Consider the following 26,790-nt stretch of genomic DNA (forward strand, 5'->3'; position numbering starts at 1 on the left):
GCAACTCGCAAAGGGGCTTCATCCCTCGGGACATCACCGCCGACGCAGTCAAACGGCAGGCTTGCCGGGGGTTGGAATGCGCGCGGTCAATTCAGCACTCATAACGATCACCATCGTCGTCTTGTCCGCGCGCCCCGCGCACGGATGGCCCACCCCGCTGCCCAGCAACATCAACAACTTCTTCCTCCGCGGCACGCAGCCGAACTCGCTGACGGACAATATCCTCCTGGCCAGCAACTGTGTTAGTTGCCACGGAAGTACTGCCATCATCCACCCGCAGTGGACCGGCAGTCTCATGGCCCAGGCCGCGCGCGACCCGCTCTTCTACGCCTGCCTCGACATCGCCGAGGCCGACTCGCCCGGCTCCGGCGACATGTGCATCCGTTGCCATGTCCCCAAGGCCTGGCTGGAAGGTCGATCGATGCCGACCAATGGGATCAATATCACCGCCCAGGACCGCGATGGAATCACCTGCAACTTCTGCCATCGCATGGTGGATCCGTTCAATTTGGATGGACAGGCTCCTGCCGAAGATGCTGACATCCTCTACGCACTCGGGGCCAACGCCCCCATCCAATCCGCCGATCTGGGCATGCCGTCCAATCCGGGCAACGGAGGAAACGGCAGCTACGTCATCGACCCACTCGATCGCCGCCGCGGGCCGTTTCCACTTCCTCCCATTTTCGGCGACCCTCCCGTGCCTCCCGAAGCTGACTGCGAGATCTACCACGAGTCCTTTGAGTCACCGTTGCATCGCCGTTCGGACATGTGCGCGACGTGCCACGATGTCAGCAACCCCCACTTTCACTTTGATACCGGCAGTGACGCCTTCGTGTTCAACGGGACGGGCGCGCCGCATCCCAACGGCAACAAGTACGACATGGCCCCCGTCGAGCGAACCTACAGCGAGTGGCTCAAGAGCAGCTTCGCCCAAGGCATGGGCGTGGATATGGGCGGTCGTTTCGGGGGGCCCGGCCAGTCGTTTGTCTCCGATTGTCAGAATTGCCATATGCCCGTCACCGACGATTACGGCTGCCGATTTGTGGACGGCCCTCGCGACGACTTGCCCACGCATCGATTCGCCGGGGCCAGTACCTGGCAGCTCGACGCCATCGCCCAGCAATACGGCCCCGCGGGAACGAATGAGATCAATGCCAGTGTCGTAAGTGCCCTCGCGACGGCGAAGGCCAACAACATCAGCTTTCTTCAACTCGCCGCGGACCTGGAGGCCGTCCTGACTGACGTGAATACCCCCGGCATCGAGCAACTCCGCGTCCGGGTGGTCAACCAGACCGGTCACAAGCTGCCCAGCGGCTATCCCGAAGGCCGGCGGATGTGGATCAATGTGCAGTTTTTTAACTGCCTCGACGATGTGACGCCCTTCGACGAGCGAGGGGAATATGACTCGCTGACCGCCGTGTTGAATCCGATTGACACCAAGGTCTATGAGATGGAGGGAGGGATCGACACCGCTCTGGCCGCGATGCTGGGTCGAACCGCCGGCCCGGCGATGCACTTCGTCCTCACCAACAAGGTATTCAAAGACAACCGCATCCCGCCGCGAGGCTTCACTAACGCTGCTTTCGCGGCGGTTCAAGCCTCTCCCGTCGCCTATGCCTACGCGGACGGCCAGTATTGGGACGACACCTATTTTGATATCCCCGCCTACGCTACGGGGGCCAAGATCGTGCTCTATTACCAGGCAACTTCAAAGGAGTACATTGAGTTCCTCCGCGACAACAACCCCTTCCCCGGAAACCCCAATAATCGCGGCCAGGTCGCCTACAACCTCTGGGCCGCCAATGGAAAAAGCGCCCCCGTGGCGATGGCAACCCTCGGCGATCCGGTGCGGCTGGATGTCGAGTTAAAGGGAGACGTGACCGGGGACCGCCAGGTTACCGTCGCCGATATCCCTGACTTTGTGGCGGTCCTCCTCGGTCTCGACACGGATCCCTATCACATCTGCGCGGCGGACATGGACGAAACCGGCATTCCCGACGGTCTCGACGTGCAACCATTCGTACAGGCCCTCGTTCCGTAGCGGTAAAAGGTCCAAATGGTAAAAGTCGTGTTATTTTTTCGCGTCTCGACTTGGCGCGGGAAACGTCCGCGACTAATGTTTGGCAATCGAGGACGAAGTATCAACCGCTGACCACTAGCCACTGACCACTCGCACGAATGAAGCTTACCGAATACCTGCCCCCGACGCTCGTGAAAGTCCCGCTCGATTCGGCGGACAAAACAGGCGCGATCACCGAACTCGTCGACCTTGTTGCCTCGCAAAACCTGACAACATCCCGCGATGCCCTCTTGAAGTCGGTACTGGAACGGGAAGCCCAGCGATCCACGGGCGTAGGAAAAGGGTTTGCCATTCCCCATGCCAAGACCGACGCGGTCAGCCGTCTCGTGGTGGCCATGGGGCGCACCAAACTCCCGATTCCGTTCGGCGCGATCGACGGTCAGCCTGTGGAATTGATCGCGCTGCTGGCCAGCCCGACGACCGCAACCAGCCTCCATATCCAGACGCTGGCCCGGCTCAGCAAACTGGTCACGAACAGCGCCGCACTCGCGCGTATCCTGTCAGCGAAGACTCCGGAGGAGATCTACGCCCAGATTGTCGCGACTGAGGCGGAATCGTAACGAGCGCCCGGGCTGATTTGAAATTCGGAATACTGAATTTGGACGCGCCGACTTACCAACCCACCATGTTGTACCCGGCATCCACATAGTGGATTTCGCCGGTCACGCCGCTGGACAGGTCGCTGCAAAGATAAAGCCCGGCCTTGCCGACTTCATCCGATTCGATGTTTCGTCGCAACGGAGTCTTGGTCGGATAGTGCTCCAGGATCTTCTCGAACCCGCCGATACCGGCTGAACTCAGGGTCCGACAAGGCCCGGCGCTGAGGGCATTCACGCGGACGCGGCGCAGGTCGCCCAAATCCGCCGCGAGATACCGAACCGAACTCTCCAACGCGGCCTTGCAAACCCCCATGACGTTATAACCCGGAACAAACCGAACGGAGCCCAGGTACGAAAGCGTAAGCACGGATGCCCCTTCGCGAAACATGTGAAACGCCTTCTGGCATGCGGAAATGAGCGAATAGACGCTGATGTCCATCGCCTGCTTGAAATCTTCGCGGCGGGTCTCCCAAAACCGGTTGGTCAGGCAGTCGCGATTGGCATAGGCGATGGCGTGGACGAAGAAATCGATCTGGTCGTAAGTTTCTTTGACCTTCCCGAAGAACTGCTCGACGTCCTCGTCGCGGCTGACATCGCAGGGGAGGATCAGCTTCGCCCCGATCGGCTCGGCCAGCTTGCGCACGCGCCGCTCCATCTTCTCGCCGGGCAGATGGTTAAAGGCGATCTCCGCCCCTTCCTTGTGCAAGCGCTCGGCGATGTACCAGGCCAGACTGTGGTCGTTGGCCACTCCAAGAACGACGCCCTTCTTACCCGACATCAAGCCCATAAGTCGCTACTCCTGGAACCTTGCTCCAAATCACCCACGCCATTAATCGAAACTGCGAACTGGAGGCCCGTAATCTAGGGTCTGCGATGCACAAAGTCTAGACTAGCCTTGCGCGTTCGTCATTGACGCGGCGATCCTTGCCCGGCTGCAACATCCGCCTTAGACTACACTTGTGCGCGATTCGTCCCTGCTGCCAATCGATATCGGAAGTCCAGGTCGAATCCTCATCTCCGTACCCAACTGGGTCGGCGACGTGGTCATGGCGACGGCCGCGCTCTCTTCCATTCGCCGCCGGTACCCGTCAGCTTGGATCACCCATCTTCAGCGCCGCTATGTCGCTCCCGTGCTCGCTGACCTCGATTTGGCCAATGAGACCCTTTACTGGCCCGAGGCCGATCCCGCACCGGGGATGCCTAGGACGCTCATGGGATTGGTTCGTCGCCTCCGCCGCGAGCGATATGACCTGGCCCTGCTCCTGACCAATTCCTTCCGTAGCGCAATTTGCTTGTATCTGGCGGGAGCGCGAAGACGCGTCGGCTACGCCCGCGATGGCCGCTCGGTATTCTTGACTCATAGATTAAGCGCGCGAAAGGTCGATGGGCGATTCGTGCCGGTCCCGGCGCTGGACTATTACAACGACTTGGCGCGATTCGTGGGCTGCCAAAGTGTTACTGATCAGCTCGTCCTGGCCACCTCTCCGGCCGACGAGGCGGCCATTGATGAACGGTTGGGCACGACACCCGCCGACCGTCCGCTGGTTGTCCTCAATCCCGGCGCGAATTACGGCTTTGCCAAATGCTGGCCCGCCGAAAAGTATGCCGCCCTCGCCGACCAGTTGATCGATCGATACAACGCCCGCGTGGTCGCCTCTCTTTCACCGACGGAGCGCGACATCGCCGACCGGCTCGCTGAGACCGTTCGACGACGAATCGAGATCTTCGTGAGCCCGCCGCTCGGCCTGGGACCGCTCAAGGCCCTGATTCGCCGCTGCCAGCTTCTCATCACGAACGACACCGGCCCGCGCCACTTCGCCGCCGCCTTCGGAGTCCCGGTCATCACCATCTTCGGCTCCAGCGATCCGGCATGGACGGAAACGCGCTTCGCCAAGGAGCGAATCGTCAAACTCCACCTCGACTGTCAACCCTGCATGGAGCGGGTTTGCCCGTTGAAACATCACCATTGCATGAAACTATTGGAGCCAGAGCTGGTTCTCGAGAAGGCGGCGGAGTTTCTCTCTCGGCCGCTCAAATCCGTTGCGCTGCATGTCAATGCGGGGACCATCTAATCCATGATCTCAACGGACTACATGGTCATCGACCCGCCGTTTCGCGACCCATTGGCGAGGGCCACGCTGGACAACGTTGGCGCGGTCCTGCGTTGCGAAGGGGATCGGCTGGCCGCATGGAGCCGGACAACTGACACGATTTTTTACCGCCTGCCCGGCAGCGAGACCGGCGTCTTTATCAAGCGTTACCATTATCCGCGTTGGAAGCAGCGCATCGAAGGGATGATGCGGGGCACTTTTTTCAAGAACACGCGGGCGCGCAACGAATACCGCGTGCTCTCCCTGATGCGCCGCCTGGGCATTCAGGCCGTGCGGCCGATTGCGTTTGGCGAACGGCGGGTGCTTCATTTTTGCCGGAGTTGTTTCCTGATCACCGAGGCGGTCCCCGGGGCGATGTCGCTGGTGGCGTTCATCCGCACCTTCAGCCGGCATCCCCGCTCGGCCCGGGCCCGCCATGTGAAACTGGAAATCCTGACGTCTCTCGCCCAGCAAGTTCGCCACATGCACGAGGCCGGCTTTGTTCACCGCGATCTCTTCTGGCGAAACGTGCTCATCCGCCCGATGCCGGACGAGCGATTCGAGTTCTACTTCCTGGACGCCTCGGTCGGCCGGCGAATTCGCATTCCCCAGCGCCGGCAGGACAGCATTGTCCACGATATCGCCGCGATGGGCGTCCTGGGTCCGGAATTCTGCTCGAAGGCCGACCAGTTGCGCTTCCTCCTGGTCTATCTCGATACGCCCCGGCTCAGTCCCGACGATCGTCTCTGGCTCCGCCGCGTCCAGGCCCGCAGCGACCGGTTCCGAAAAACCGAACTGCTGCGCCTTGAGCGGGGCGGCGTCTTCGATCCGCCGATTCGGGACTTCGATCTTCCCGGTGACGCTTCGATCCGCCATGGTCGTTCTTCGACCAGCATCGCCAAGTCGTGACGATTCCACGAGGCACGACTCCTGCATGTCCACGTTGCTTACCATCGCCGACGACGCCCTGCGAGATCCTCTGCGAACGGCCGGTCTCGACACTTATGTCGATTTCCTGCACTGCTCGCTCGGGGAAATCGTCCATCAATCCAGTACGGCATTGACAAGGCGGATCGTGCTCCCCCATGCGGGCGTCGCGGTAACGCTCTACTTGAAGTCCTATCGACCTGGACGACTCCACGGATGGACGCCGAGCAGGCCGCTTCGTGAGCGCTTCAACTACCTCCTACTTCGCGACCGGTGCGCCGTCAGCGTCCCCGAGACAATCGCCTTCGGCAGCCGTCGGACTATTGGGCGTTGGAGGGACGGTTTCATTCTTACGCGCGCCGTTCCCCGCGCCGTTTCGCTGGATCGGCTGGTCCCGGCGCGCCGGGATGCAGGACCGCTTCGGCGATATCTGCTCGACCACACTGCCGGTCTGGTCTCCCGAATGCACGCTGCCGGGTTCTACCACTTCGACCTGCAATGGCGCAATCTACTCGTCTCCGACGACGGTGCCGACGCGCCCGAAGTCTATGTCATCGACTCGGCACGCGGGGGACTGCGCCACTGGCGCATTCTTCGCGAACACGGCCGTCTTCGCGATCTGTCCAGTCTCTTCAAGGAAGCGCGAAATCGCTTGACGCCGCGCGAGCAACTCCGCTGGCTGAAGTCTTACCTCGGCGTTCGCCAGTTTACCCCCTCGCACCGGGCACTCATCCGCACCATCCAGTATGATCGGGCCATCAAGGACCACGAGGCGTAGGAATGAAGACGCTCTTCCACTGCGAGCCCGAATATGTGGCCCCCCTTCGCGCCGCCGGGTTGCTCGATTTCGACTTCCTGATGAACGTCAGGGGTGGTCCCCCCTCGAGCGTTCACGCCTATCGCGAGACGGTGCCTCTGGAAATCCTTGTTGATGATCGCCCACGCAAGTTTTACCTCAAGCGCGTTTTCAAAATCCCTGGAAAACACTCGGTCGCGCCTCTTTTTCGACGCCGGCCCAATTGGTCACAGCCGCGGCGGGAGTGGGAAATACTCGCCATACTCGCCGAGGCCGGAATTCCAGCGATGAAGCGCGTGGCCTATGGCGAACGTCGCCGTATGGGCCTGCCCGTGCAGGCCCTGCTGCTCGTGGAGGCCGTGCCGATGCCGTTTACGCTCGAAAACTGGCTGGTTCCGGGCTTCCCGCGCCCTATTGAACTCCCCGTCGCTCTGCGGCATCGCCTCACGAATGACCTCGGACGCCTGGTGGGTTTACTGCACACTTCGGGTTTCAGCTGGCCGGACATACACCCTAAGCATATTTTTGCCCGGCCTCCTGATGAAAATAAATCTTCGCGGCATTGGGAATTCTGTCTGATTGATGTGGAGCGGATGGAAGGCGGGGGCGGACTCGAGGGTCCGTTATTCGAATTCACGGCATCCTATGTGCCGAACGATAAACGCGCCTTTGATGATTGCAGGACTTTTTTCAACGCCCTCCGTCCGCTTCAAGTGACATCCGCCGACATTAGGCGCTTCTGGGCCGGCTATTGCTATTTACTCCGCCACATGTATCGGAAGGAAGTGCGCTCGCGTCCATATGCGAGCCAGCCGATGCCGAACTTAATTGAATTGGAGTCCCTCCCAAGACTTCCTGACGATTACGAACATCCCCACGCCGCCCCGCTTGAGCGGCGCGATCAAATCCAAATCGACCCGCAGGCCGCGTCCAGTCTTGGACGGCTCGGCCTGCGCGCGATCGACGATGTATTCGCGTACCGCGGCGGACAGGATCTAGGCAAACCGGGCCTCGCAGCCTTCCGTGAACGATCTCGCATCGAGCTGTCCGAAGGAAATGGCTGCGCCAAGGCGTATTACCTGAAGCGCTACGACTCACCTCCTCTTGCGGACCAACTGCGACGCATCCAGGAGTTCCGCCCATCGCGAAGCACAGCCGCGCGGGAAGTTCACTTCATCAAGCGGCTCGCCCAGATCGGCATCCCCACCCTCCGAACCATCGCGTACGGCCAGGAAATGGCCGGCATTTGGGAACGGCGCAGCTTCGTCGTGACGGCCGAACTTGCCGGCCAATCGCTGGAAAAACTCGTGGCGCAGGGGACCGCGGACCCCGCGCTACTCCCTGCGCCGGCTGAGCGCCGCGAGATCATTCGCCAATTGGGCTTGATCGTCCGATTGATGCACGCCGAAGGTTTGTATCATCGTGACCTTTACCTCGCGCACGTCTTCCTGTCCCGTAATGCGGACGGTCAGATCGTCCTCCGCCTGATCGACCTCGCGCGGATGATTGAGAACCCCTGGAACCCCCATCGCTGGGCCGTCAAGGACCTCGCAGCCCTCGCCTACAGTTCTCCCTCGCCGCTTGTCACGCGCGCAGATCGGCTCCGATTCCTCTACCATTACCTCGGCGATCGTGGCAAGGAAGAGAAGAAGAACGAAGCGCGGCATTACGTGATCGCCGTTGACGCGAAAGTGCGACGAATCGCCCGCCATGATCGAAAACGAAGGCGCCAACTCATGGGAACCACCGCGTGAAGATCGCCATCGTCATCGAGCGCTTCGAGGCTTGGCGCGGCGGCGCGGAGACGTCCACGCTGGAGTTGGCCCGCCTCCTTAAGAACCGGGGACATTCCATTCACATCGTTACCACGACGACCGCGCCGTCGTCCCCCGATTTCACGCTCCATCGAATTCCCGCGCAGTCGCTGCTTCGGCCGCTGCGCACGACGGCCTTCATTCGGCGCGCGACGGCATTCCTTCAGAAAAGCCAATTCGACCTTGTCCATGCCATCTCCCCGTTGCCGTCGGCGGATGTGTATCAACCGCGCGGCGGCCTGCTCGGCGAGACCATGGAGCGCAACGTCGCCACACGCGGCTCGGCCCCTCGCCGGATGCTCAAACAAGCGATGATGGCCATGAATGTGAAGCAGCGCACCCTGGCCGAGCTCGAACGGGCCGTCTTTCGCGAAGACGGGCCGCTGATCCTTGCCGTCTCCCAGTACGTCGCCCGTCAATGCGAGCGGCTCTACGGCGTCACGTCGCCGCGCGTGCGCGTCGTCTTCAACGGCGTCAATCCTCCCAATGTCGCCGCGGATGAGCGTTTCGCACAGCGTTCCGCCGTCCGCCGACAATACCATGTCGCCGATTCCACGCTGCTTTTGCTCTTCATCGCCCACAATTTCCGGCTCAAAGGCCTCAGCCCGCTGATCGACACGGCGGCGAAACTGGTCCGTGACGGATTCGCGGATTTTCGCATTCTTATCGTCGGCCGGGACAATCCTGTCGGCTATCAGCGCCGCATCGACGAACTCAAACTCGGACGCCAAATGACCTTCACCGGCCCGACGCAGCGCGTCTCCTCCTTTTACTTTGCCGCCGATGCCCTCGTTCATCCGACGTATTACGACCCGTGCAGCCGCGTCGTCCTCGAAGGGCTCTACTACGGACTTCCCTGCCTGACCACCGCTTTCAATGGCGCGGCGGAGGCGATCACCAATGGCGAAGAGGGCTTTGTCATCGACCGCCCCGACGATATCGACCAATGGGCCGCCCGTATTCAAGGATTGACCGACCCGGACGTTCGCCGGCAAATGTCGGAGCGGGCCGTTGCGCTTCGACCCCGCATCAGCATGGCTCGACATGCCGAGCAACTCGACGCGATTTTCCAGGAGCTCACCGCCGCGAAGGCGATTCAGTCCCGATCGGCATAACGGGTGCGCGAAAAACGATCCGGTGAACAACGGTGATGAACCCCAGCCTGCAACTTCTCACGCTCGTCGTCGCTGCTTACCTTCTCGGCAGCGTTCCGTTTGGGCTGCTGATTGCGAAAATGAAGGGCGTCGATATCCGCCGGCAGGGCAGCGGAAATGTCGGGGCCACCAATGTCGGCCGGGTCTGTGGTCGAGGATGGGGAATTCTCGTCTTTCTACTGGATACCGCAAAAGGGATGGTATCGACGATCGCCGCGGCTGATCTGATTCGTCGTCATCCGCAAGTTCACTGGACCGCTACGCCGGCCTATCGCGACCTGGTCTGGCTCGGTATCGGCACGGCGTGCATCGTGGGGAGCATTTTTCCAGTCTATCTTCGCTTCCGCGGTGGCAAGGGCGTGGCCGCATCTTTGGGAGTCATACTCGGCGTTTACCCCTACCTTACATGGCCCGGCCTAACCGCTCTCCTGCTCTGGGCGATCGTCGTCAAGGCGAGCGGATTTGTTTCCCTGGGGTCCATCGTCGCCGTGGGGACTCTGCCTGTCGGGTTCGTCCTTTATAGTTGGATGCTTGGCTGGACGCTGTCAGACCACTACCCGTTATTGGTCTTATGCGTATTTCTGGCCGCCCTCGTACTCTTCCGTCATCGTGACAATATGAGTCGTCTACTCGCCGGTACCGAGAACAGGATCGGTCATTAGCCCAATGAATGGGCTTTCTTGGGACCCTCGTTCCCGCAGTTTTCGGATCGCCCCAACTTTGATTCACAGGGCTCTCGGGCCTTGATTGCCTCGTTTGATGGACGTAGACTATCTTGCTTTGAGTTCCGCGCAGGTTTAGCGCCAACCTTGGGTTAGGGGCAGACCGATGCGGCGGGACCGGGTTGTGGATTTCCGCAATCCGAGACGTACGGGGGGATTGGGTTCCTCGCCATCCATTGCGCCGCCTCGGCCGGGTCGCTGCGACAGGCATTCCTGAATGTCCGCCTAAGTCGGCAGCGAGCCACACACGGGGCCGTCGGGCAATCGTTTGAATGAGGGGGGCGACCGTTGCTCGGTCGCATTGAGGGCGAAAAGATGCTTAGCATAATGACGACTAAACGTGCGGTTCGATGCCTCGTCGGCATGGCTATCCTCGGCGCCGCTCTCTCGGGCTGCGACGGCATTCCGGGCGGGTTCTTTCCCAGCATCACCAGTGTGCAGTTGTTTGACGAGCCGGATTTCACCGTCGCCTTCGAGGTCGAAAACGCCTCCGCCGATGTCTCCAAGGTCAATTGGGTCTTCGGCGACGGCAGCGGATTCGTCGAAGGGCAGCCCGGCCGAACGACAATTTCTTACCAGTACCTCTCCACTGGCACGTTTCAAGTAACGGCGTATGTTTTTGACTCTGCGGGAAACGTGACGCAGGTCTTTGGCACGGCGGAGGTCGAAGAGACTGGCAATGGCCCGGACGCCCCGACGCCAACCGATCTCCCCGGCCAGATTGCCAATGCCAATCCCGTCAACGGCGCGCAAAACATCACGATCGCCGTCAAGTTGACGTGGACCGCCGGCGCCCGCGCCGAGAGTCACGACGTTTATCTGGGCCTCGTCGAGGCTGATGTCAGCAGCGCCAGCAGTTCGACCGTGGGCATCTTCCGCGGCAATCAGACGTCCACGCTGTTTGATCCGGGCGGTCTCACTCCCAACACCACATTCTACTGGCGAATCGACGAAGTGAACTCGCTCGGGACGACCAAAGGCACGGTGCGCAGTTTTAAGACGGCGGAGGCCCCCGAGAAATCCAAGACGCCCGTCCCTGGCAACGGATCCGCGAACGCCCGTGTCGACCAGGTTCTGAGTTGGACGGCCGGCGATCGGTCGACGAGCCACGACGTCTATTTCGGAACCACGTTTGCGGACGTGGACAATGCTACCACCACGACAGCCGACGTCTTCCAGAGAAACCAGACCGGCACCAGCTTCGACCCTGAAGATGAAAACGCCGCGATCGAGGGGGAATTACTGGGATCAACCCCGTACTTCTGGCGCGTCGACGAAGTCGGCGCCGGCGGCACCACCAAGGGCGACGTGTGGTCCTTTACGACCCGCCCGCCGCCTCCGCCGATCGACACACCGGATCCGCCGGACCTGGCGACGGATGTCCGCTTGGACAAGATCCTCAGTTGGAATGCGCCCTCGTCGGTCGAAAGCTATGATGTGTACCTGGGGCTCGACGTGGCGGACGTGACCAACGCCGACCGCAACAGCCCCGAATTCCAGGGCAATCAAACCGGCAAGATCTTCGATCCTCCTTCACTGTTGGCCGACGTCGACTACTTCTGGCGCGTCGACACGCGCGGCCCCGGCGGCACAACGATCGGAATCGTCCTGACCTTCCACACCGCGGCTCCGCCCCCTCCGGTGGTTGGGCCGTTTGACCCCGTGAACGACGCGCTGGATGTCAATGTCCGGCCGACCTTAAGTTGGAACAGCGGCGGCGGCCTGACCGAGAGCTTCGACATTTATGTCAGTAGCAATCAGAGTGCCGTCGCGACCAGCGCCGGTTCGGCCTTGCAAGGCAATCAAGCCGTGGGCATGACAACTTTTGCGGTCCAAAGCGACCTCGCGGCGAATACCGACATCTACTGGAAGATCGATGCAGTCGGCCCGGGAGGCAAGACGTCCGGCCCGATCCTGCGGTTCCACACGGCAACGTTGCCGGGCAAGGCGACGATGCCCATGCCCGCTACCGGCGCGACGGGAGTGGACCCGGGCCAGGACCTTTCCTGGATGGCCGGCGCGAACGCGACCAGTCACGACGTTTACTTCGGCACGAACCAAACCGCCGTCCAAAACGCCACACATGACTCATTTGAATTCAAGGGCAACCAGGCGGGAACGAACTTCATGCCCGTCGGCGGACTTAGCGCAAATACACAGTATTTCTGGCGCATTGATGAAGTGGGCGCCGGCGGCACGCGGACCGGTGACTTATGGAATTTCCGCACCGGTCCTGGCAAGGCCCTTAACCCGCAGCCGATCAACAATGCCTCCGACGTCACCACACTCATCAATCTGACATGGACGGCCGGCGTCGGCGCCAGCTCGCATGACGTGTACCTTGGATTTGACGCCGTGGATGTGGGGAACGCGACCCCGGCGACGGCCAGCATCTTCAAGGGCAACCAGGCGGGAACCACGTTCAACCCTACTCCCGACCCCAGCCCCAATACGCAGGTGTTCTGGCGAATCGACGAGGTCGCTGCGGATGGCACCACTCGCACGAAGGGCGACGTCTGGAATTTCACGACGACTCAGGGGACTAAGGCCTCCAATCCGATTCCGGCCCATCTTGCGACGGAGGTCGCGCTGAATACGCTTCTGGAGTGGACCGCCGGCAATAACGTTGATATGCACCGCGTCTTCTTCGGAATCGATCTCGTCGCGGTCACGAACGCCGTCGATGGGAGCCCGGAAGATCAGGGCGATTTCGCCGTGACCTTCTTTGATCCGGTCCTGGCCCCCAACACAACCTATTTCTGGCGAATTGACGAAGTGGCCCTCGGCGGGATGCCGGTCATCAAAGGAGACGTGTGGCGCTTTACGACGGTCACGCCGCCCGCGCAGGTCAGCGGCCAGAACCCGACGACCGGCCAAACCGGAGTCTTGACCAGCCCGACGTTAATGTGGAGCGCCGCAGCGCGAGCAACCTCGTACGATGTATATTTCATCTCGCAGGCCGACAATGCACTGCTGCTACCGGCCGAGCAGATCGACGTCGCCACGACCGCGAATTCCCCGCCGTTCGTAGGGAATCAGGCGGGCACCAGTCGAGGCTTTGCAGGCTTAACGGCGAACACCGTTTATCTATGGCGTGTGGATTCCAAGAACGACGCCGGAACGACACCCGGGCTGGTGTTCTCGTTCACGACTGCGCCATGACGAGGATACAGCGCCGATTCTACGATGGGTCGGATAAGTCCACAGATTCAGGCGCGATGGCCAAGCGCGGTGAAGTGTCACTTGGTTCCGCGGGCGGTTCCACGTCTTGCACCGCCTCAGCCACGGCTGCTTGACGCTGCGAGGTGTGTGAGGCCGCGGCCTTCACGCCGCCGCCCAGCGCTTCCACCTGCGGCAGTTCCTCGAGCGACGGCAGGCCGAAGACCTCCAGGAACTTCTTCGTCGTCCCATAAAGCATCGGCCGGCCCAGGTCCTCCGCCCGGCCCACGATCTTCACGAGGTTCATCTCGCGCAGCCGATTGAGCATGTCCCCGACCGCGACGCCGCGAACCGCCTCAACATCCGCCCGCGTGCAGGGCTGCTTGTAGGCCACGATGGCCAGCGTCTCCAATGCTGCCGAGGAAAGCTTGCTCTCCTGCCGGCTGCGAAGCAGCTTCGCCAACCAGTGGTTGTACGCCGGCAGCGTCAACATCTGGTATCCCCCGGCGATCTCCTCGATTCGGAACGACAGCGACAGGGACGCGTATTGCTCGTTCAACTCCTCGATATGCCGTCGGACGTCCTTGGCGTCGCCCACGCCCAGGATCGACGCGAGCTTCGCCCCGGCCAAAGGGCTGTCCGCTGAAAACAGAATCGCTTCGAGCACTCGCTCCGGTCGAATCTCCACCGCGGGAGATGAGTCAGCGCCGTCGCCGACCTCGGTCTCCGCGTCGACGCTACGACCGCCTTCTGTCGAGGTATCGATACGCTCGTCCATTTCGCTCATTGTTACGGAACCACCATCCATGGCGCGTGTCTCCTGTGAACTGTGCGCGGAGCAGGATAACAGGAGTAAGTGACCAACGCCAGTGTGCGTGGGGAGGGCCGGATAGAGCGCTGGGGCCGCATTTCGCCCGTCAAATAAGCGAGCCTATCCAGGTTTTCCTCTTCCGTTCCGGTGTTCACCAGATCGGGCAGTGGATCGGATAGGCTCTACCTTACTATAGCTCGGCGAAGGCACAAAGAGGCCGTTAAATCCGGCTGAATTCCCTGTCATCGGGCACGGCGTTATCACGGACTTTTCATATACGATTCACCGGCGATTCAGTCTGTCGCGATATTATCGATCGGAGCGGACGACGATCGCGAGGATTGCCATGCGTATTGGATTTGCCGCCGACCATGCCGGGTTTGAGTTGAAACGGGACCTTTCCCAGGCCGCCAGGGCGGACGGACATGATATCGTCGATTTCGGCGCCTTTCGGTACGACGCCAACGATGAATACCCGGATTACGTGTTTCCACTTGCCGAGGCGATCCGGCTAGAGGAGGTGGAACGAGGAATCGCCTTATGCGGTTCCGGAATCGGCGTGTGCATTGCGGCGAACAAGGTGGCGGGGGTCCGCGCCGCCGTTGCTCATGAGGCCTTGTCCGTCCGCCAGGGGGTCGAGGACGATGACTTGAATGTCCTGTGCCTGGGGTCCTATGTCATCGACCCGCAACAGGCGATCAACCTTGTTTCCGTATTTCTTAATTCACGGTTCTCGGGGGAGGCCCGATACCGCCGCCGAATACGGAAGATCGGCGAGTTGGAATCGCGTGATCGACTCGCCCTGACCGGCCCCGGTGACGCATGAGCCTGAAAGATATCGGCTTGGGACGAACGGATTTGAGCCCGAGGTGAATTCATGGCGAAGCAACGGAAGAAAGTAAAAAACTCCAAACCTGAATCGCGACAAAAAGGCCGGCAACAAGGCAGCCAAACCGGTCGGGAAGCCTTTAAAAGCAACAGTCGCCAGGATTTTCGTCACCCTGGACAGGGCATGCGCGGCAAAGACGGCGGACGGGAAGCCGCGCGCCAACCCGGCCAGGAATCATCCGGCAGCGATACGCGCAAACACACGCGGCCCAAGAGCGAACGCTAGCGTCGGCCCCTGGGCATGGATACCATCGTCTGACCGGGATGAGTTGGGATAATCCATCCGCCCGACAGCCGGTGAATGAGAACAGTGCAAATTTCATGGATAAGCCGGTAGAAAGGCCAACTTCTTGTGACGAGGACCTGAAAAAGGCCGTTCTCGGCCGCTTCTCGTCCGGCCTGGTCCACGACTTGCGCTCGCCTCTGATGGTCATTCGGCTGTCCCTGGAGGTCATACGGAGTTCAGCCCCGCCCACCCCCCAGGCGACGGAAGCGTTGAACATGATCGATGAAGCCGTCAACGAAGCGAATCAGTTTCTCACCGATCTCGTGGAGATCACCCATGATTGGGAACCGGAATCTGCCGAGACAGATCTGACAGCGCTTCTCTCCGATGTCTGCGCCGAGGTCGATCTCAACCGCAAGATTGTCTGGCAATTTGATCTAGGGGCCAAACCGCTCACGATCTGGTGCGACCCAACGCGGTTCCGACGTGTGCTGCACAAGCTCTTCCAAAACTCCATCACGGCTATGCGGGGCCAGGGCAATGTGTACGTTCGGGCGCGTCAACTTCCTGATACGGACGTGATCGAAGTCCAGGATAGCGGACCGGGGCCCGATATGGCCCTGCGCGACACGCTCTTCGAACCCTTCGTCACCACCAAACGCGCCGGAATGGGATTGGGATTGACCTATTGCCAGGAAGTCGTGCGGCGCCATGGCGGATCGATCCAACTGATGGAGCCGTGCGCGCCGGGGGCAACTTTTCGAATCATATTGCCGCAAAAAACCGATCAGAAGAAATAGTTCGACGTCGCCCCCCGGCAATAGGTAACAACTTTATACCCGCGGATCTCCGCCACTCACCTCGCGTTCAAACTTTGCGCCCGAGCTTACAATGCATTTATCTCCAGCGCCGTATCATCAGATGATATGGTCGCCGTGAAAACCGAACATCTTGTGCGCTACCGGGACATCGCGTGGCTCCTCTGGAAGCATGGCCGCGCCGATTGGGTGAAGGCGAGCGGCCTGGACAAGACCGTCAAGGAAAAATTCCAGGATAATGGCGGCGGCCCGGACACCCTCGCGGCGGATCTCGAATCCCTGGGGCCCACCTTTGTAAAGATCGGCCAGCTTTTGTCGAGTCGCGCGGATCTCCTTCCGCCCGCGTATCTGGAGGCCCTCAGCCGACTGCAGGACGACGTCGAGCCGGTAGACTTTGAACAGATTGAGGAGATTCTCTACACCGAACTGGCCGCGCGGCCATCGCGGATCTTCGCCGAAATCAATCCGATTCCGCTCGCCGCCGCCTCACTGGCTCAGGTCCATGCGGCAACGCTGCGCGACGGTCGCGATGTCGTGGTCAAGGTTCAGCGACCCGGCATTGTCGATGAAATTCAGCGCGACATCGAGATCTTCTTCACGATTGCGCGTTTGGGAACCTACACGGCATATGGGCGCAAGTATCACGTCGAAGATGTCGTCAAGGAATTTAAACAGACGATCGAAGCTGAACTGGACTACCGACTGGAGGTCGACAACCTCCTGACCCTTCGTAAGAACTTGGCCGAATTCAAACTGCTGCAAATTCCGGTCCCGATCGCTGATTTCTCGACACAGCGCGTTCTAACGATGGAACGCCTGTCGGGCGCGAGTATCTCCAGTATCTCGCCGGTCGTCTTTACCGAAGTGAATGGGACGGCGCTCGCCGAAGAACTGCTCTCCGCCTACCTCAAGCAAATCCTCGACGACGGCTTTTTCCATGCCGATCCGCACCCGGGAAATATTTTTCTGACCCAGGATCATCGTCTCGGCTTGATCGACCTCGGCATGGTCGGCCGCATCGATAGCGAGCTGCAACAGAACTTCATTTACCTTCTGATCGCCATCAGCGAGGGCCGGGGACGCGAGGCCGCCGAAATCGCCCTGCGTATCGGCGAGGTTGGACGAGATTTTCGGCGACAGGATTTCATCGAGCGCGTCGCCTTTCTCGTCCAGAAAAACGAACACGCCACGATGCGCAACATCGAAGCCGGCCGCATGATGCTGGAAATCCAGGAAATCGCCGGCGATTCCCAAATCCGTCTGCCTCGAGCTACAGCGCTAGTGGGCAAGACGCTCTTGAATCTCGACGCCGTGGCCCGCTGCCTCGCTCCGGACTTCAATCCCAATGCGTCCATACGACGCCACAATTTCGAGCTGGTGAATCGCCGCCTGCGCCAGCGCCTCACTCCGAGTAACCTGCTTCAATCTGTCATGGAAACGACGGAAATCGCCTCGCAATTGCCGCGCCGCGTCAATGAGCTGCTGACTCAGATGGGCAAAACCGGTATTCGCCTCGATGTCGATGCCTTCGATGAACATACCTTTGTCACGGGTTTTCAAAAGGTGGCCAACCGAATTTCCGCCGGGCTGATCCTCGCCGCGCTGATCGTCGGTGCGGCCCTGCTGATGCGGATTGACACCGCTGCCACCCTCTTTGGTTACCCCGCCTTTGCCATCGTTCTCTTCCTGGCGGCCGCAGTTGGGGGAATCGTCCTGCTCATCCAAATCTGGGTATCCGACCATCGAAATCGCTGATTTTCGCCGAATTTCCGCCGGGTCGTGTGGCTTTTCACACAGGTATGCTTCCCATGCGGCCCTACCTAGTTCCGCATAGACACGGACAGCCCCGAACTTAAAAAATAGTAAGGTAAGTAAACATTGGTTACTAACACGGAGGACCTTGTCATGCGATTCCTGGTAATTGAGGACAACGTCAAGCTGAGTTCCCGGATCGCCCAGGCCCTGAACGAGCAAGGGTACATTACGGACGTCAGTAATCTCGGCCAGGAAGGCGAGGAGAAGGCGATCTCCAACACCCATGACGGCATCATTCTGGACATCATGCTGCCCGACCATGATGGCGTGCAGATCTGCCGAAATCTCCGTCGACAGAAAATATCCGCGCCCATCCTGCTGCTGACCGCGTTGTCCGATACCAAGGAAAAAGTCGCCGGACTGGAGGCCGGCGCCGACGACTACCTCACCAAGCCATTTGAGCTGGAAGAGCTTATCGCCCGGGTCCGCGCGCTGCTCCGCCGGGCCAAGCCGGAGGATGGAACCCACCTTCACTTCGAAGACCTCGAGATGGACCTGGTCAAGCGCACCGTCTCGCGCAGCGGAACCGCAGTCAGCCTGACGGCCAAGGAATTCGCCCTCCTTGAATATTTCATGCGCAATCCCAACCGGGTCCTGACGCGCTCCCTAATTGGCGAGCGAGTCTGGGACATCGCGTTTGAGGAAGAGAGCAATGTCATCGAGGTTTATGTCTCGCGCTTGCGCAGCAAGATCGACAAGGGATTTCAGCAGCCGCTTCTTCAGACGGTCATCGGTACGGGATATTCCCTCAGCGTTCCGGAGCCGGCGGCGTAAGCGCCTGCACCTGAAAGCTTGAGTCGGAAGCGTTTCGCGGTTGTAAGACGCTTTTCACCCGCGTTTTACTTCAGCCCTCCATACTATCAGCAGAGTTAAAAGACGCGATGGCGCGGGAGGCGTTCTCTCCAAACCATCGCTCATCGCATTTCGCGCTCGGCGCGCAAGGAGTCAAATCATGCGGGTGGTCCATCTGAGCCTGGCACTGGCAGCATCACTAGTTCTGATCGATACCCTACAAGCGGATGATAAGCCGTGGACCGAGCCGGCCCGGCGTACGCAAAAGCTCAACGATCTGATCGGCAAGGAGATCAACGCGGAAACAAACAATGAAAAACTCGGGGATGTGGACGACGCGATCATCGACATGGATTCGGGACGGGTTATTTACTACATCGTCGAAGTCGATGGCCGGCAGGCTGCGGTTCCCGCAGCCGCCCTTAAACTGCCCGACGACGCCGCGCGTTTTCAGTTGGCCAGCACCAAAGACAAACTCAAGATGCACGCGTTCGATAAGGACAAATTCCCCAACTTCGCTGACGAGCCGTGGGCACAGCGCGTTCACACGGAATTCGCCGTCCGACCGTACTGGGAAGACCCCGCAAAGCCCGGCGCCACCCGAACGGTCCGCTACACCGAGACGACGGTGAAGGGCGGTCGCCTCACTCGAATGACGGCCGAGACATGGTACGCCCCGGTCCGCCGCTGGCTGAAGGCCACGGACGTGATCGGTAAGAATGTGGAGAACTCCCAAAACGAAAACCTCGGCAAGATCGAGGACGTCGTGGTAGACCCGGATACGGGACGCATCATCTACAGCGTCCTGTCGTTCGGCGGCTTCCTGGGAATGGGCGACAAACTGTTCGCCGTCCCGTTTCACGCCCTGACATTGAACGCCGGCAACGACAAGTTCATTCTTGACATGGACAAGGAACGGCTCAAGAACGCGCAGGGATTCGACAAGAACAACTGGCCGAACATGGCCGATTCGCGATGGGCCCGCGAAACGCATGAGTTTTATCGTGTGCGGCCCTACTGGGAATCGGACGATTCCGAGCCCCGCCGCGAACAACGTTAGAGCTTGTGGGTTGGGGACCCGGATGACTCGGCAACCCTCCGGGTCCCCCTTTTTCCTTCCAGCGGCAAGAACGCATCAATAGAACCGGCCACTGACCCATTGGGTTTTTATGCGACCTCGCGTGCAATCGACAACGAGCCCATGGCTCAACGTGTCCGGACTGGTGCGAGCACCTCTCGAACGGGACGAGAAATGCGATGTCTGCGTGGTCGGAGCGGGAATCGTCGGTCTGTCCGTCGCCTATCGGCTGGCACGCGAGCGCCGGCGAGTCGTCGTCATCGACAAGGGACCCTTGGGGTGCGGCCAGACGGCTTGTACGACCGCTCACCTCAGCAACGCTATCGATGATCGTTACTACGTCATTCAACACCTCCACGGCAAAGAAGCGGCCCGCCTCTGTGCCGAGAGCCACACGGCGGCGATCCTTGAGATCGAGTCGATTATCCAAAACGAAGGCATCGACTGCGACTTTGAGCGGCTGGATGGATACCTCTTCGTTCCGCCCGGCGAGTCGCGCGACCTTCTTGATCGAGAATTTCACGCTGCCCGCGACGCAGGTGTCCCGCACCTCGAACTGGTGTCGCGGTCTCCCTGGCATGGTTATGACACGGGTCCGTGTCTCAAGTTCGGAAACCAGGCGCAGTTTCATCCCTTGAAGTACATGGCGGGCCTGGCGGCCGCGATTGAGAAGCTCGGCGGTCGAGTGTACTGCGAAACGGAATTGCACGATCTGCGCGAAGAAGATCCCATCCGCCTCATCATGACCGATGACCTGGAGATTCGCGCGTGGGCTGTCGTCATTGCGACCAATACGCCGATCAACAACCGCGTCGCCATCCACACCAAGCAGGCCGGCTATCGAACGTACGCGATCGCCATCCGAACCCCCGCGGGCGCCGTCCCCCGGGCCCTCTACTGGGATACGACCCAGGAGGCAGGACAACCCGCCAACGCACCGTATCACTATGTTCGAACCGCCCAATGGCATCCACCCGAATCAGGCAACGGTCGCGCGGCACTTGCTACCGACGAACTGCTCATCGTTGGCGGCGAAGACCACAAGACCGGACAGGCCCACGACAGCGACGAGCGCTGGTCCCGTCTGGAATCCTGGATTCGCGACCGTATCCCTCACCTCGGCGAAGTCGTCTATCGATGGTCCGGTCAGGTCTGGGAGCCCGTTGACGGTATCGCGTTCATCGGCCGTAACCCCGGCGGCCCGGAAAATGTCTACATCGCCACCGGCGATTCCGGGATGGGGATGACGCATGGCGCCATCGCCGGCATTCTCCTCGCCGATCTCATCGCCGAGCGCCCCAACGCCTGGGCCAAACTCTATGATCCTTCGCGTATCACGCTCCGCAGCGCCCTCGAGTTCACCCGCGAGAACCTGAACACCGCAGCTCAATACTTCGATTGGTTGACCGTGGGCGCCGCCGACAAGGTCGAAGACATCCAGCGCGGCACTGGCGCCATCATCCGCCGAGGCCTGAGCCCCGTGGCGGTCTATCGTGACGAGTCCGGGACGCTTCACGAATGCTCCGCGGTCTGTCCTCATTTGGGTGGCATTGTCTCCTGGAACGCCGCCGAACGTACCTGGGACTGCCCGTGTCACGGCTCACGATTCGCCCCCGACGGCTCGGTCCTCAACGGCCCCGCCAACAGTCCCTTACCAAGCCCTCGCGCAAGCGTACATTCCCCTCGAACATGAAAGTGTGGACCCATGCGGCATAAATCGGCCGAGTCTAAATCGAACGTCAACCGACGCTCTCGCGGGCCGGTTCGGTACGCCGTCGTCGGTCTGGGATACATTTCGCAGGCCGCCGTGCTCCCGGCCTTCGCCCATGCCTCCTCGAATTCCGTACTGACCGCCCTGGTGTCGGGCGACGCCACGAAGCTGAAACGGCTCGGTCGCAAATACAAGGTGTCCAACCTTTATCGCTACGAAGACTTCGATGAATGCCTGGAGAGTGGCGAAGTGGATGCCGTGTACATCGCCCTGCCCAACAACCTGCATCGCGAATATTCCGTGCGGGCGGCCCAGGCCGGGATTCACGTGCTCTGCGAAAAGCCGATGGCGGTCACCAGCGCGGAATGCCAGCAGATGATCGACGCAGCGCGATCCAATGGCGTTCGCCTCATGATCGCGTACCGGCTTCATTTTGAGGCGGCGAATCTGCGGGCCGTTGAAATCGCGCGATCGGGAAAACTCGGGCGCCTTCGGGTGTTCAACTCTTTGTTCACGATGTCCGTGAAACCGGGCGACATTCGCCTCAAGGCCGAACTCGGCGGTGGCACCCTCTACGACATCGGGATTTACTGCATCAACGCGGCCCGCTACCTCTTTCGGGATGAACCCCACGAGGTCTTCGCGGCCTCCGCCCAGAACGGCGACCGGCGCTTCCGCGAGGTCGATGAAATGTCGGCGGCGATCCTCCGCTTCCCCGACGACCGACTGGCCATGTTCACCTCGAGCTTCGGGGCCACCGATACGGCGGTTTACCAGATCGTCGGGACCAACGGCCACCTTCGGCTCGAACAGGCCTACGAGTACGCCGAAGCCCTCGATTTGGAAACCACGATCCGCGATAAGACCACGCGTCGCACCTTCCCCAAGCGCGATCAATTCGCCCCCGAACTCGTCTATTTCTCCGACTGCGTCCTCAAACGCAAACCTCCGGAGCCGTCCGGGGAGGAAGGACTCGCGGATGTCCGCATCATCGAAGCGCTCTATGAATCCGCCGCGACCGGTCGGACTGTTGCGTTACCACCCTATCGGCGCGGGAAGCGCCCGAGCAAGAATCTGGAAATGAAGCGGCCGCCGGTACGTATGCCGGAATTGGTCCATGCCCGGCCGCCCTCGATAACCAAGTAATTGGAGGAATTGCCATGCCAAAAAGCTGGAGTGACAAGGACGAAAGGCAGTATGAGCACATCAAGTCCGGCGAGCAGCACCGCGGCCGCTCAACCAAGGTCGCCAAGCGGATCGCCGCCGCCACGGTGAACAAGACGCGAAGCAACGAGGGACGCACCAAAAAGTCCCGTTCGCGCTCAAAGAGTCGCTCGTCGTAGCGGGGTGATGCGACTCCACAGAGGGTGTGCGACAAGCTGGGAGAAGTCTTCAATGGCTCTTTGCGCGACCTGCCACAACGACTACGACAAGGCATTCGAGGTGATCCACGGGGGACAGCACTTCACCTTTGATTGCTTTGAATGCGCGATCCACAAATTGGCCCCCGTTTGCCTTCATTGTGGATGCCGGATCATCGGCCATGGAATCGAGGCCATTGATGGGTGTTACTGTTGCGCAAACTGTGCCCAGACGGCGGGCCACGCCGCCGCGCAGGATCGAGTCGCTTGAAGGCGAAGTCGTCCACTGCCGATGGCGAGTTTCAGATTCATGAAGATATTGCCCTTCAGCGCAAGGTCTGGCTGGCTGAGCGTATCGCCTGGAGTCTCCTCGCCTTACTGATGATTCTCGCGCTGACCGGCCTGCTCGGCGGGCGAGGGATTCTCTCCGCTTCGCGCGTCGGCGAGCCCAACTCCGCGTTGTGGGTTGATTACGAGCGGTGTGCAAGAGTTGGCGCCGTGACAGAGCTGCGGATCCATGCGCGGCCGACCGGCGAGCGATGGACCCTGAGTATCGGCGGAAATCTCCTGGACCATGCGATCTGGTCGTCGTCGCCCCTACCGCAATCGACGGAGACGCGCAGCAATCTCCACCGCTTGTTTTTCTTGCCGGCCCCCGGAACCGATCCGATCCAAGTCGTCCTGCGAATCGAACATCGGCGGGCCGGCCGCAAGCGCGCGGAGTTTCGCTCGGAGGGCGCGAGCGTCCTCGTCTCACAGTTCGTCTATCCCTGACACTCGGAGTTTCCCATGGACAGCGTTCTGAATGCTTTGGCAATGTACCTGTTTCTGGTTGTCCTGATGCGCCTGAGCGGGCGCCGTACGCTGGGTGAGATGACCACCTTTGATTTTGTCCTGATGCTCGTCGTCGGAGAAGCGACCCAGCAGGCGCTCCTGAATGACGATCGATCCATGACGAACTCCTGGATCGTCATCGCCACGTTGATCGGGCTGGATGTGGCTATGTCGCTGCTCAAGTCGCGATACACACGCGCCGCCGCCATCCTGGAAGGGCTGCCCACCGTCCTGATTCGCGACGGCCGTATCCTCCGTGACCGAATGAAACGCTGCCGCGTTGATGAGGCGGAAATTCTCCAGGCCGCCCGGGCGTTTCGCGGCCTGGAGCGGCTGGATCAGATCAAGCACGCGGTCCTGGAGCCCGACGGCGGCGTCTCGATTATCGCCAAGTCGTCCGCGCCAGGTGATTCTTAACGACGTCGTGTCGACGATGGCCCCGCGAGTTTCTTGAGAAACGCCGGCGAGAGGGACTGCTTCGACTTCCAGAATCCGGGCCATGGATCACTGCGCCGCGCGAGCCTCGAGGGAACAGTCTTGACATTGAACTCCGCGGGATCATCGACATTCTTGAGTTCGCGCCAACTCAGGGGGAATGACACACCCGCACCCTCTCGCGCCCGCGAGGAGAACGCGGCCACGCATGTGCTGCCACGCCCATTCCGCAAGTAGTCGATGTAGATCTTGCCGGCGCGAAGGGATCGCGTCATCTTTCCCACAAAACGATCGGGCGCAAGAGCGACCAGAGACTGCGACACCGCCTGGGCGAAGCTCTTGGCGGCTTCCCACTCCGCGGCCGGGCGCAGCGGCACGAGGACGTGCAGGCCTTTGCCTCCGGTCGTCTTCACGAAACTGGTTAGACCGATCTCCGCGAGCTGGTCGCGCACCAGGAGTGCGGCCTCTACAATGGAGGCCCATTTGACGCCGGGGCCCGGATCCAAATCGAAAATCAGTCGGTCGGGTTTCTCCAACTGCTTCGTTGTGCTGCCCCAGGTATGAACCTCCAGCGCGCCCATTTGCACCAATGTCACCAGTCCACGGACGTCGTCCACAACCATGTAGGTTTCCGTCTTGCCTTTCTCGCGAATGGGCACTCCGCGCAATCCGGAAAGCGGCCCGGCGGACGGGTGCTTTTGATGAAAACACGGCCCCCCGGCCCCTTCCGGGCAGCGGACCAGCATCAGCGGCCGATCGCTTACGTGCGGCAACATCTGATCCGCGACCTTTTCGTAATAGGCGCCGAGATCCGCCTTGGTGAAACTCAGTTTCGAATACAGCACACGGTCGGGATGAGAAATTCCCACACCTGCAACGACGAGGCGATCCATGTTCTTTCCTTCGGAAACCTTCCGGCGATCCGGGGCCTTATCGGATACATCGGTTCGGTTCATATTTCGCATCAAACGCGACCGTCTTGATTTCTTCGCCGGCGCACGCTGCGCGATTACGCCATCTTCCCGGACGCGAAGCAAGGGAACCTCGCGAACGACTTCCTGCGCTTTTTTGTCCATCCGCAATCCGGAAAAGGACGGATGCCGCAGGATTCCATCGCTGGTTATCTCGGTGTATCTGACTTCCCCGACCAGTTGCGGTTTGACCCAATGTACGCCCCGCGCGTCCATCCCCGTCGGAGGATTGACAAAGGCCGGCTCGCGCTGTTCCAGCTTCTTAAGCTGCGCCAAAATGCTGTGGAGTGTCTTGCCGCTGAAACCGGTGCCGACCCGCCCGCAGTAGCGGAGCGAATCCTTGGCCGTGTAGTACCCCAGCAACAATGCGCCGAAGCCGACGCGCGCGCCGGCGGGGTCCGTGAAGCCGCCAATGACAAACTCCTGGCCCTTGACGCATTTGACCTTGAGCCAAGAACGACTTCGCCGCGACTCATATACGCTTCCGGCACGCTTGCTGATGATTCCTTCTAGGCCCCCTTTGCATGCCTGTTCGAAGACCTCCGATCCGTTGCCGCGAACATGCTCACTCAACCGGATTATCGAGCTGGAGCGTTTGGGAATGAGCGCCGCCAACAGGACTTTTCGATCGATCAGCGGAACGGCCGTCAGATCAAATCCGTCGAGGTGCAGGAGATCAAACGCAAAATAATAGAGCTTGGCCTTGCCTCCCGCCTGCATGGCGTTCTGCAGGGCCTGGAAATCCGACAAGCCCTTGGAATTCAACACCACGACTTCGCCATCGAAGACAGCCTGCGCGACCGGCAGCGCCTCGACCGCCGCGGCCACGCTGGCAAATCGGTCCGTCCAATCCTTTTCATTTCGGGAGATCAGCCGCGCATGGCCTTTTTGAAGCAGGGCAAGAAGTCGATAGCCGTCATATTTCGCCTCGTGAATCCAGTCATCGCCCTCCGGCGCCGCCTCGACCAACGTGGCCAACTGCGGAGGTCTCCAGCGGACTTTCGACTCACGCTTGGCGCCCGGTAACTCGGACGGTTTGGGCGTTGTACCTCCGCGCTTGGCGCGCTTAACAGCGGCCGGACGCACTCGCCCGGCCTTCTTGCTCTTGCGACCCTTTACCGGCTTGGCTTTCGCGGCGATTTGATCGAGGTCCCGCCCGCTCGTGACGCTCAACGGCTCCTCGGACAATACGTCGTATTCCGATCGCGGCTGCGCATGTTCGTCCGTCGATTTCATCAGCAGCCAATGAACCCGCCCACCATTCTCGGGCCGCATCCTCACGAGCTTCCAGCGGCCATGGAGCTTCTCGCCGCGCAATTCGAATTCCAGTTTCCCTCGCTGGAAACCATCCTTCGGATCATTAGCTGGTATCCACTCGCCGCGATCCCACAGCAAAACCGTTCCCCCGCCGTATTCACCCTTCGGAATGGTCCCCTCAAAGCCGCCGTATTCCAGCGGATGGTCCTCCACCTCAATGGCCAGCGCTCTCACGCTCGGATCCAGACTCGGCCCTTTGGGCACGGCCCAGCTCTTGAGCACACCTCCCCATTCCAGGCGAAAGTCATAATGCAAATGGCTGGCGGCGTGTTTTTGGATCACAAAGCTGAGTGACCGATGCGCGGCTTTCGACGCGTGCCCGCGCGGTTCGGAAGTCCGTCGAAAGTTCCGCTTGTGACGGTACTCTGTGAGTGCCACGTGAGGAATCCGTA

The 26,790-nt window shown here is 60.6% G+C and carries 23 protein-coding genes and 1 pseudogene; 21 read left to right on the plus strand and 3 right to left on the minus strand.

The window, feature by feature from the left end:
* Positions 1-76 precede the first annotated feature (76 nt).
* Both VJZ71_11345 and VJZ71_11350 read left to right on the plus strand, forming a co-directional pair.
* Positions 77-2,041 (plus strand): hypothetical protein, encoded by a 1,965-nt coding sequence (locus tag VJZ71_11345; protein ID HKQ48655.1) that lies wholly within the window; start codon positions 77-79, stop codon positions 2,039-2,041.
* Between the two features lie 137 nt (positions 2,042-2,178).
* The gene (locus VJZ71_11350; protein HKQ48656.1) at positions 2,179-2,640 is read left to right on the plus strand and encodes a PTS sugar transporter subunit IIA; all 462 of its coding nucleotides are present in this window, start codon (positions 2,179-2,181) and stop codon (positions 2,638-2,640) included.
* Between the two features lie 52 nt (positions 2,641-2,692).
* Here VJZ71_11350 and VJZ71_11355 read toward each other — a convergent pair whose 3' ends face one another.
* Positions 2,693-3,466 (minus strand): enoyl-ACP reductase, encoded by a 774-nt coding sequence (locus VJZ71_11355; GenBank protein ID HKQ48657.1) that lies wholly within the window; start codon positions 3,464-3,466, stop codon positions 2,693-2,695.
* Between the two features lie 172 nt (positions 3,467-3,638).
* Between VJZ71_11355 and waaF the strand changes: the two genes are divergently transcribed.
* From waaF to VJZ71_11390, 7 genes are all read left to right on the plus strand, one after another.
* On the plus strand, positions 3,639-4,751 hold the full coding sequence (gene waaF, locus VJZ71_11360) for a lipopolysaccharide heptosyltransferase II (GenBank protein HKQ48658.1): 1,113 nt from the start codon (positions 3,639-3,641) through the stop codon (positions 4,749-4,751).
* 3 nt (positions 4,752-4,754) lie between these two features.
* Positions 4,755-5,678, plus strand: a complete 924-nt coding sequence (locus tag VJZ71_11365) for a lipopolysaccharide kinase InaA family protein (protein ID HKQ48659.1) — start codon at positions 4,755-4,757, stop codon at positions 5,676-5,678.
* Positions 5,679-5,703: 25 nt separating this feature from the next.
* Positions 5,704-6,474, plus strand: a complete 771-nt coding sequence (locus VJZ71_11370) for a lipopolysaccharide kinase InaA family protein (GenBank protein HKQ48660.1) — start codon at positions 5,704-5,706, stop codon at positions 6,472-6,474.
* Positions 6,475-6,476: 2 nt separating this feature from the next.
* Entirely contained in the window at positions 6,477-8,246 is a 1,770-nt protein-coding gene (locus tag VJZ71_11375) for a lipopolysaccharide kinase InaA family protein (GenBank protein HKQ48661.1), read from the plus strand.
* Complete coding sequence (locus VJZ71_11380; GenBank protein HKQ48662.1) at positions 8,243-9,421, plus strand: glycosyltransferase family 4 protein; 1,179 nt, start codon at positions 8,243-8,245, stop codon at positions 9,419-9,421. The genes VJZ71_11375 and VJZ71_11380 overlap by 4 nt, the downstream gene beginning before the upstream one ends.
* 35 nt (positions 9,422-9,456) lie before the next feature.
* On the plus strand, positions 9,457-10,122 hold the full coding sequence (gene plsY / locus VJZ71_11385; GenBank protein HKQ48663.1) for a glycerol-3-phosphate 1-O-acyltransferase PlsY: 666 nt from the start codon (positions 9,457-9,459) through the stop codon (positions 10,120-10,122).
* A 387-nt stretch (positions 10,123-10,509) separates the two neighbouring features.
* Complete coding sequence (locus VJZ71_11390) at positions 10,510-13,344, plus strand: PKD domain-containing protein (protein ID HKQ48664.1); 2,835 nt, start codon at positions 10,510-10,512, stop codon at positions 13,342-13,344.
* 19 nt (positions 13,345-13,363) lie between these two features.
* On the opposite strand, the gene scpB is transcribed toward VJZ71_11390, so the two are convergent.
* Positions 13,364-14,149, minus strand: a complete 786-nt coding sequence (gene scpB / locus VJZ71_11395) for an SMC-Scp complex subunit ScpB (GenBank protein HKQ48665.1) — start codon at positions 14,147-14,149, stop codon at positions 13,364-13,366.
* 349 nt (positions 14,150-14,498) lie between these two features.
* On the opposite strand from scpB, the gene VJZ71_11400 reads away from it, so the two are divergent.
* The 12 genes and pseudogenes from VJZ71_11400 to VJZ71_11455 all read left to right on the plus strand — a co-directional run bounded on the left by VJZ71_11400 (position 14,499) and on the right by VJZ71_11455 (position 24,092).
* On the plus strand, positions 14,499-14,978 hold the full coding sequence (locus VJZ71_11400) for an RpiB/LacA/LacB family sugar-phosphate isomerase (protein ID HKQ48666.1): 480 nt from the start codon (positions 14,499-14,501) through the stop codon (positions 14,976-14,978).
* A gap of 51 nt (positions 14,979-15,029) precedes the next feature.
* Positions 15,030-15,266, plus strand: a complete 237-nt coding sequence (locus tag VJZ71_11405; GenBank protein HKQ48667.1) for a hypothetical protein — start codon at positions 15,030-15,032, stop codon at positions 15,264-15,266.
* 95 nt (positions 15,267-15,361) lie between these two features.
* Positions 15,362-16,066: a HAMP domain-containing sensor histidine kinase gene (locus tag VJZ71_11410; GenBank protein ID HKQ48668.1), complete on the plus strand. Its 705-nt coding sequence runs from the start codon at positions 15,362-15,364 to the stop codon at positions 16,064-16,066.
* Between the two features lie 135 nt (positions 16,067-16,201).
* Positions 16,202-17,839 (plus strand): AarF/UbiB family protein, encoded by a 1,638-nt coding sequence (locus tag VJZ71_11415; protein HKQ48669.1) that lies wholly within the window; start codon positions 16,202-16,204, stop codon positions 17,837-17,839.
* A 150-nt stretch (positions 17,840-17,989) separates the two neighbouring features.
* Complete coding sequence (locus VJZ71_11420; GenBank protein ID HKQ48670.1) at positions 17,990-18,673, plus strand: response regulator transcription factor; 684 nt, start codon at positions 17,990-17,992, stop codon at positions 18,671-18,673.
* Between the two features lie 178 nt (positions 18,674-18,851).
* Positions 18,852-19,751 (plus strand): PRC-barrel domain-containing protein, encoded by a 900-nt coding sequence (locus VJZ71_11425; protein ID HKQ48671.1) that lies wholly within the window; start codon positions 18,852-18,854, stop codon positions 19,749-19,751.
* Positions 19,752-19,872: 121 nt separating this feature from the next.
* A complete protein-coding gene (locus VJZ71_11430) occupies positions 19,873-21,462 on the plus strand; it encodes an FAD-dependent oxidoreductase (GenBank protein HKQ48672.1) in 1,590 nt (529 codons plus the stop codon).
* Positions 21,463-21,474: 12 nt separating this feature from the next.
* Positions 21,475-22,626: a Gfo/Idh/MocA family oxidoreductase gene (locus tag VJZ71_11435; protein HKQ48673.1), complete on the plus strand. Its 1,152-nt coding sequence runs from the start codon at positions 21,475-21,477 to the stop codon at positions 22,624-22,626.
* A gap of 14 nt (positions 22,627-22,640) precedes the next feature.
* A pseudogene (locus VJZ71_11440) lies at positions 22,641-22,769 on the plus strand (plasmid stabilization protein).
* A 106-nt stretch (positions 22,770-22,875) separates the two neighbouring features.
* The gene (locus tag VJZ71_11445; GenBank protein HKQ48674.1) at positions 22,876-23,112 is read left to right on the plus strand and encodes a hypothetical protein; all 237 of its coding nucleotides are present in this window, start codon (positions 22,876-22,878) and stop codon (positions 23,110-23,112) included.
* Complete coding sequence (locus VJZ71_11450) at positions 23,109-23,615, plus strand: hypothetical protein (protein ID HKQ48675.1); 507 nt, start codon at positions 23,109-23,111, stop codon at positions 23,613-23,615. Before VJZ71_11445 ends, VJZ71_11450 begins: the two co-directional genes overlap by 4 nt.
* A gap of 15 nt (positions 23,616-23,630) precedes the next feature.
* A complete protein-coding gene (locus VJZ71_11455) occupies positions 23,631-24,092 on the plus strand; it encodes a YetF domain-containing protein (protein HKQ48676.1) in 462 nt (153 codons plus the stop codon).
* On the opposite strand, the gene ligD is transcribed toward VJZ71_11455, so the two are convergent.
* Positions 24,089-26,776 (minus strand): DNA ligase D, encoded by a 2,688-nt coding sequence (gene ligD, locus VJZ71_11460; protein ID HKQ48677.1) that lies wholly within the window; start codon positions 26,774-26,776, stop codon positions 24,089-24,091. The two genes, VJZ71_11455 and ligD, sit on opposite strands and share 4 nt — an antisense overlap.
* Positions 26,777-26,790: the final 14 nt, after the last annotated feature.

The sequence above is a fragment of the Phycisphaerae bacterium genome, from assembly GCA_035275405.1.
Lineage (GTDB): Bacteria > Planctomycetota > Phycisphaerae > UBA1845 > UTPLA1 > DATEMU01.

What these genes read in the sequence shown, in the direction of transcription:
- VJZ71_11375 (HKQ48661.1), top strand. Translation starts at nt 6,477, where the DNA reads ATGAAGACGCTCTTCCACTGCGAGCCCGAATATGTGGCCCCCCTTCGC.
- VJZ71_11410 (HKQ48668.1), top strand. Translation starts at nt 15,362, where the DNA reads ATGGATAAGCCGGTAGAAAGGCCAACTTCTTGTGACGAGGACCTGAAA.
- scpB (HKQ48665.1), bottom strand. Translation starts at nt 14,149, where the DNA reads ATGGATGGTGGTTCCGTAACAATGAGCGAAATGGACGAGCGTATCGAT.
- VJZ71_11400 (HKQ48666.1), top strand. Translation starts at nt 14,499, where the DNA reads ATGCGTATTGGATTTGCCGCCGACCATGCCGGGTTTGAGTTGAAACGG.
- VJZ71_11425 (HKQ48671.1), top strand. Translation starts at nt 18,852, where the DNA reads ATGCGGGTGGTCCATCTGAGCCTGGCACTGGCAGCATCACTAGTTCTG.
- VJZ71_11345 (HKQ48655.1), top strand. Translation starts at nt 77, where the DNA reads ATGCGCGCGGTCAATTCAGCACTCATAACGATCACCATCGTCGTCTTG.
- VJZ71_11370 (HKQ48660.1), top strand. Translation starts at nt 5,704, where the DNA reads ATGTCCACGTTGCTTACCATCGCCGACGACGCCCTGCGAGATCCTCTG.
- VJZ71_11445 (HKQ48674.1), top strand. Translation starts at nt 22,876, where the DNA reads ATGGCTCTTTGCGCGACCTGCCACAACGACTACGACAAGGCATTCGAG.
- VJZ71_11455 (HKQ48676.1), top strand. Translation starts at nt 23,631, where the DNA reads ATGGACAGCGTTCTGAATGCTTTGGCAATGTACCTGTTTCTGGTTGTC.
- VJZ71_11365 (HKQ48659.1), top strand. Translation starts at nt 4,755, where the DNA reads ATGATCTCAACGGACTACATGGTCATCGACCCGCCGTTTCGCGACCCA.
- VJZ71_11355 (HKQ48657.1), bottom strand. Translation starts at nt 3,466, where the DNA reads ATGGGCTTGATGTCGGGTAAGAAGGGCGTCGTTCTTGGAGTGGCCAAC.
- VJZ71_11405 (HKQ48667.1), top strand. Translation starts at nt 15,030, where the DNA reads ATGGCGAAGCAACGGAAGAAAGTAAAAAACTCCAAACCTGAATCGCGA.
- VJZ71_11350 (HKQ48656.1), top strand. Translation starts at nt 2,179, where the DNA reads ATGAAGCTTACCGAATACCTGCCCCCGACGCTCGTGAAAGTCCCGCTC.
- VJZ71_11420 (HKQ48670.1), top strand. Translation starts at nt 17,990, where the DNA reads ATGCGATTCCTGGTAATTGAGGACAACGTCAAGCTGAGTTCCCGGATC.
- plsY (HKQ48663.1), top strand. Translation starts at nt 9,457, where the DNA reads ATGAACCCCAGCCTGCAACTTCTCACGCTCGTCGTCGCTGCTTACCTT.
- VJZ71_11435 (HKQ48673.1), top strand. Translation starts at nt 21,475, where the DNA reads ATGCGGCATAAATCGGCCGAGTCTAAATCGAACGTCAACCGACGCTCT.
- VJZ71_11390 (HKQ48664.1), top strand. Translation starts at nt 10,510, where the DNA reads ATGACGACTAAACGTGCGGTTCGATGCCTCGTCGGCATGGCTATCCTC.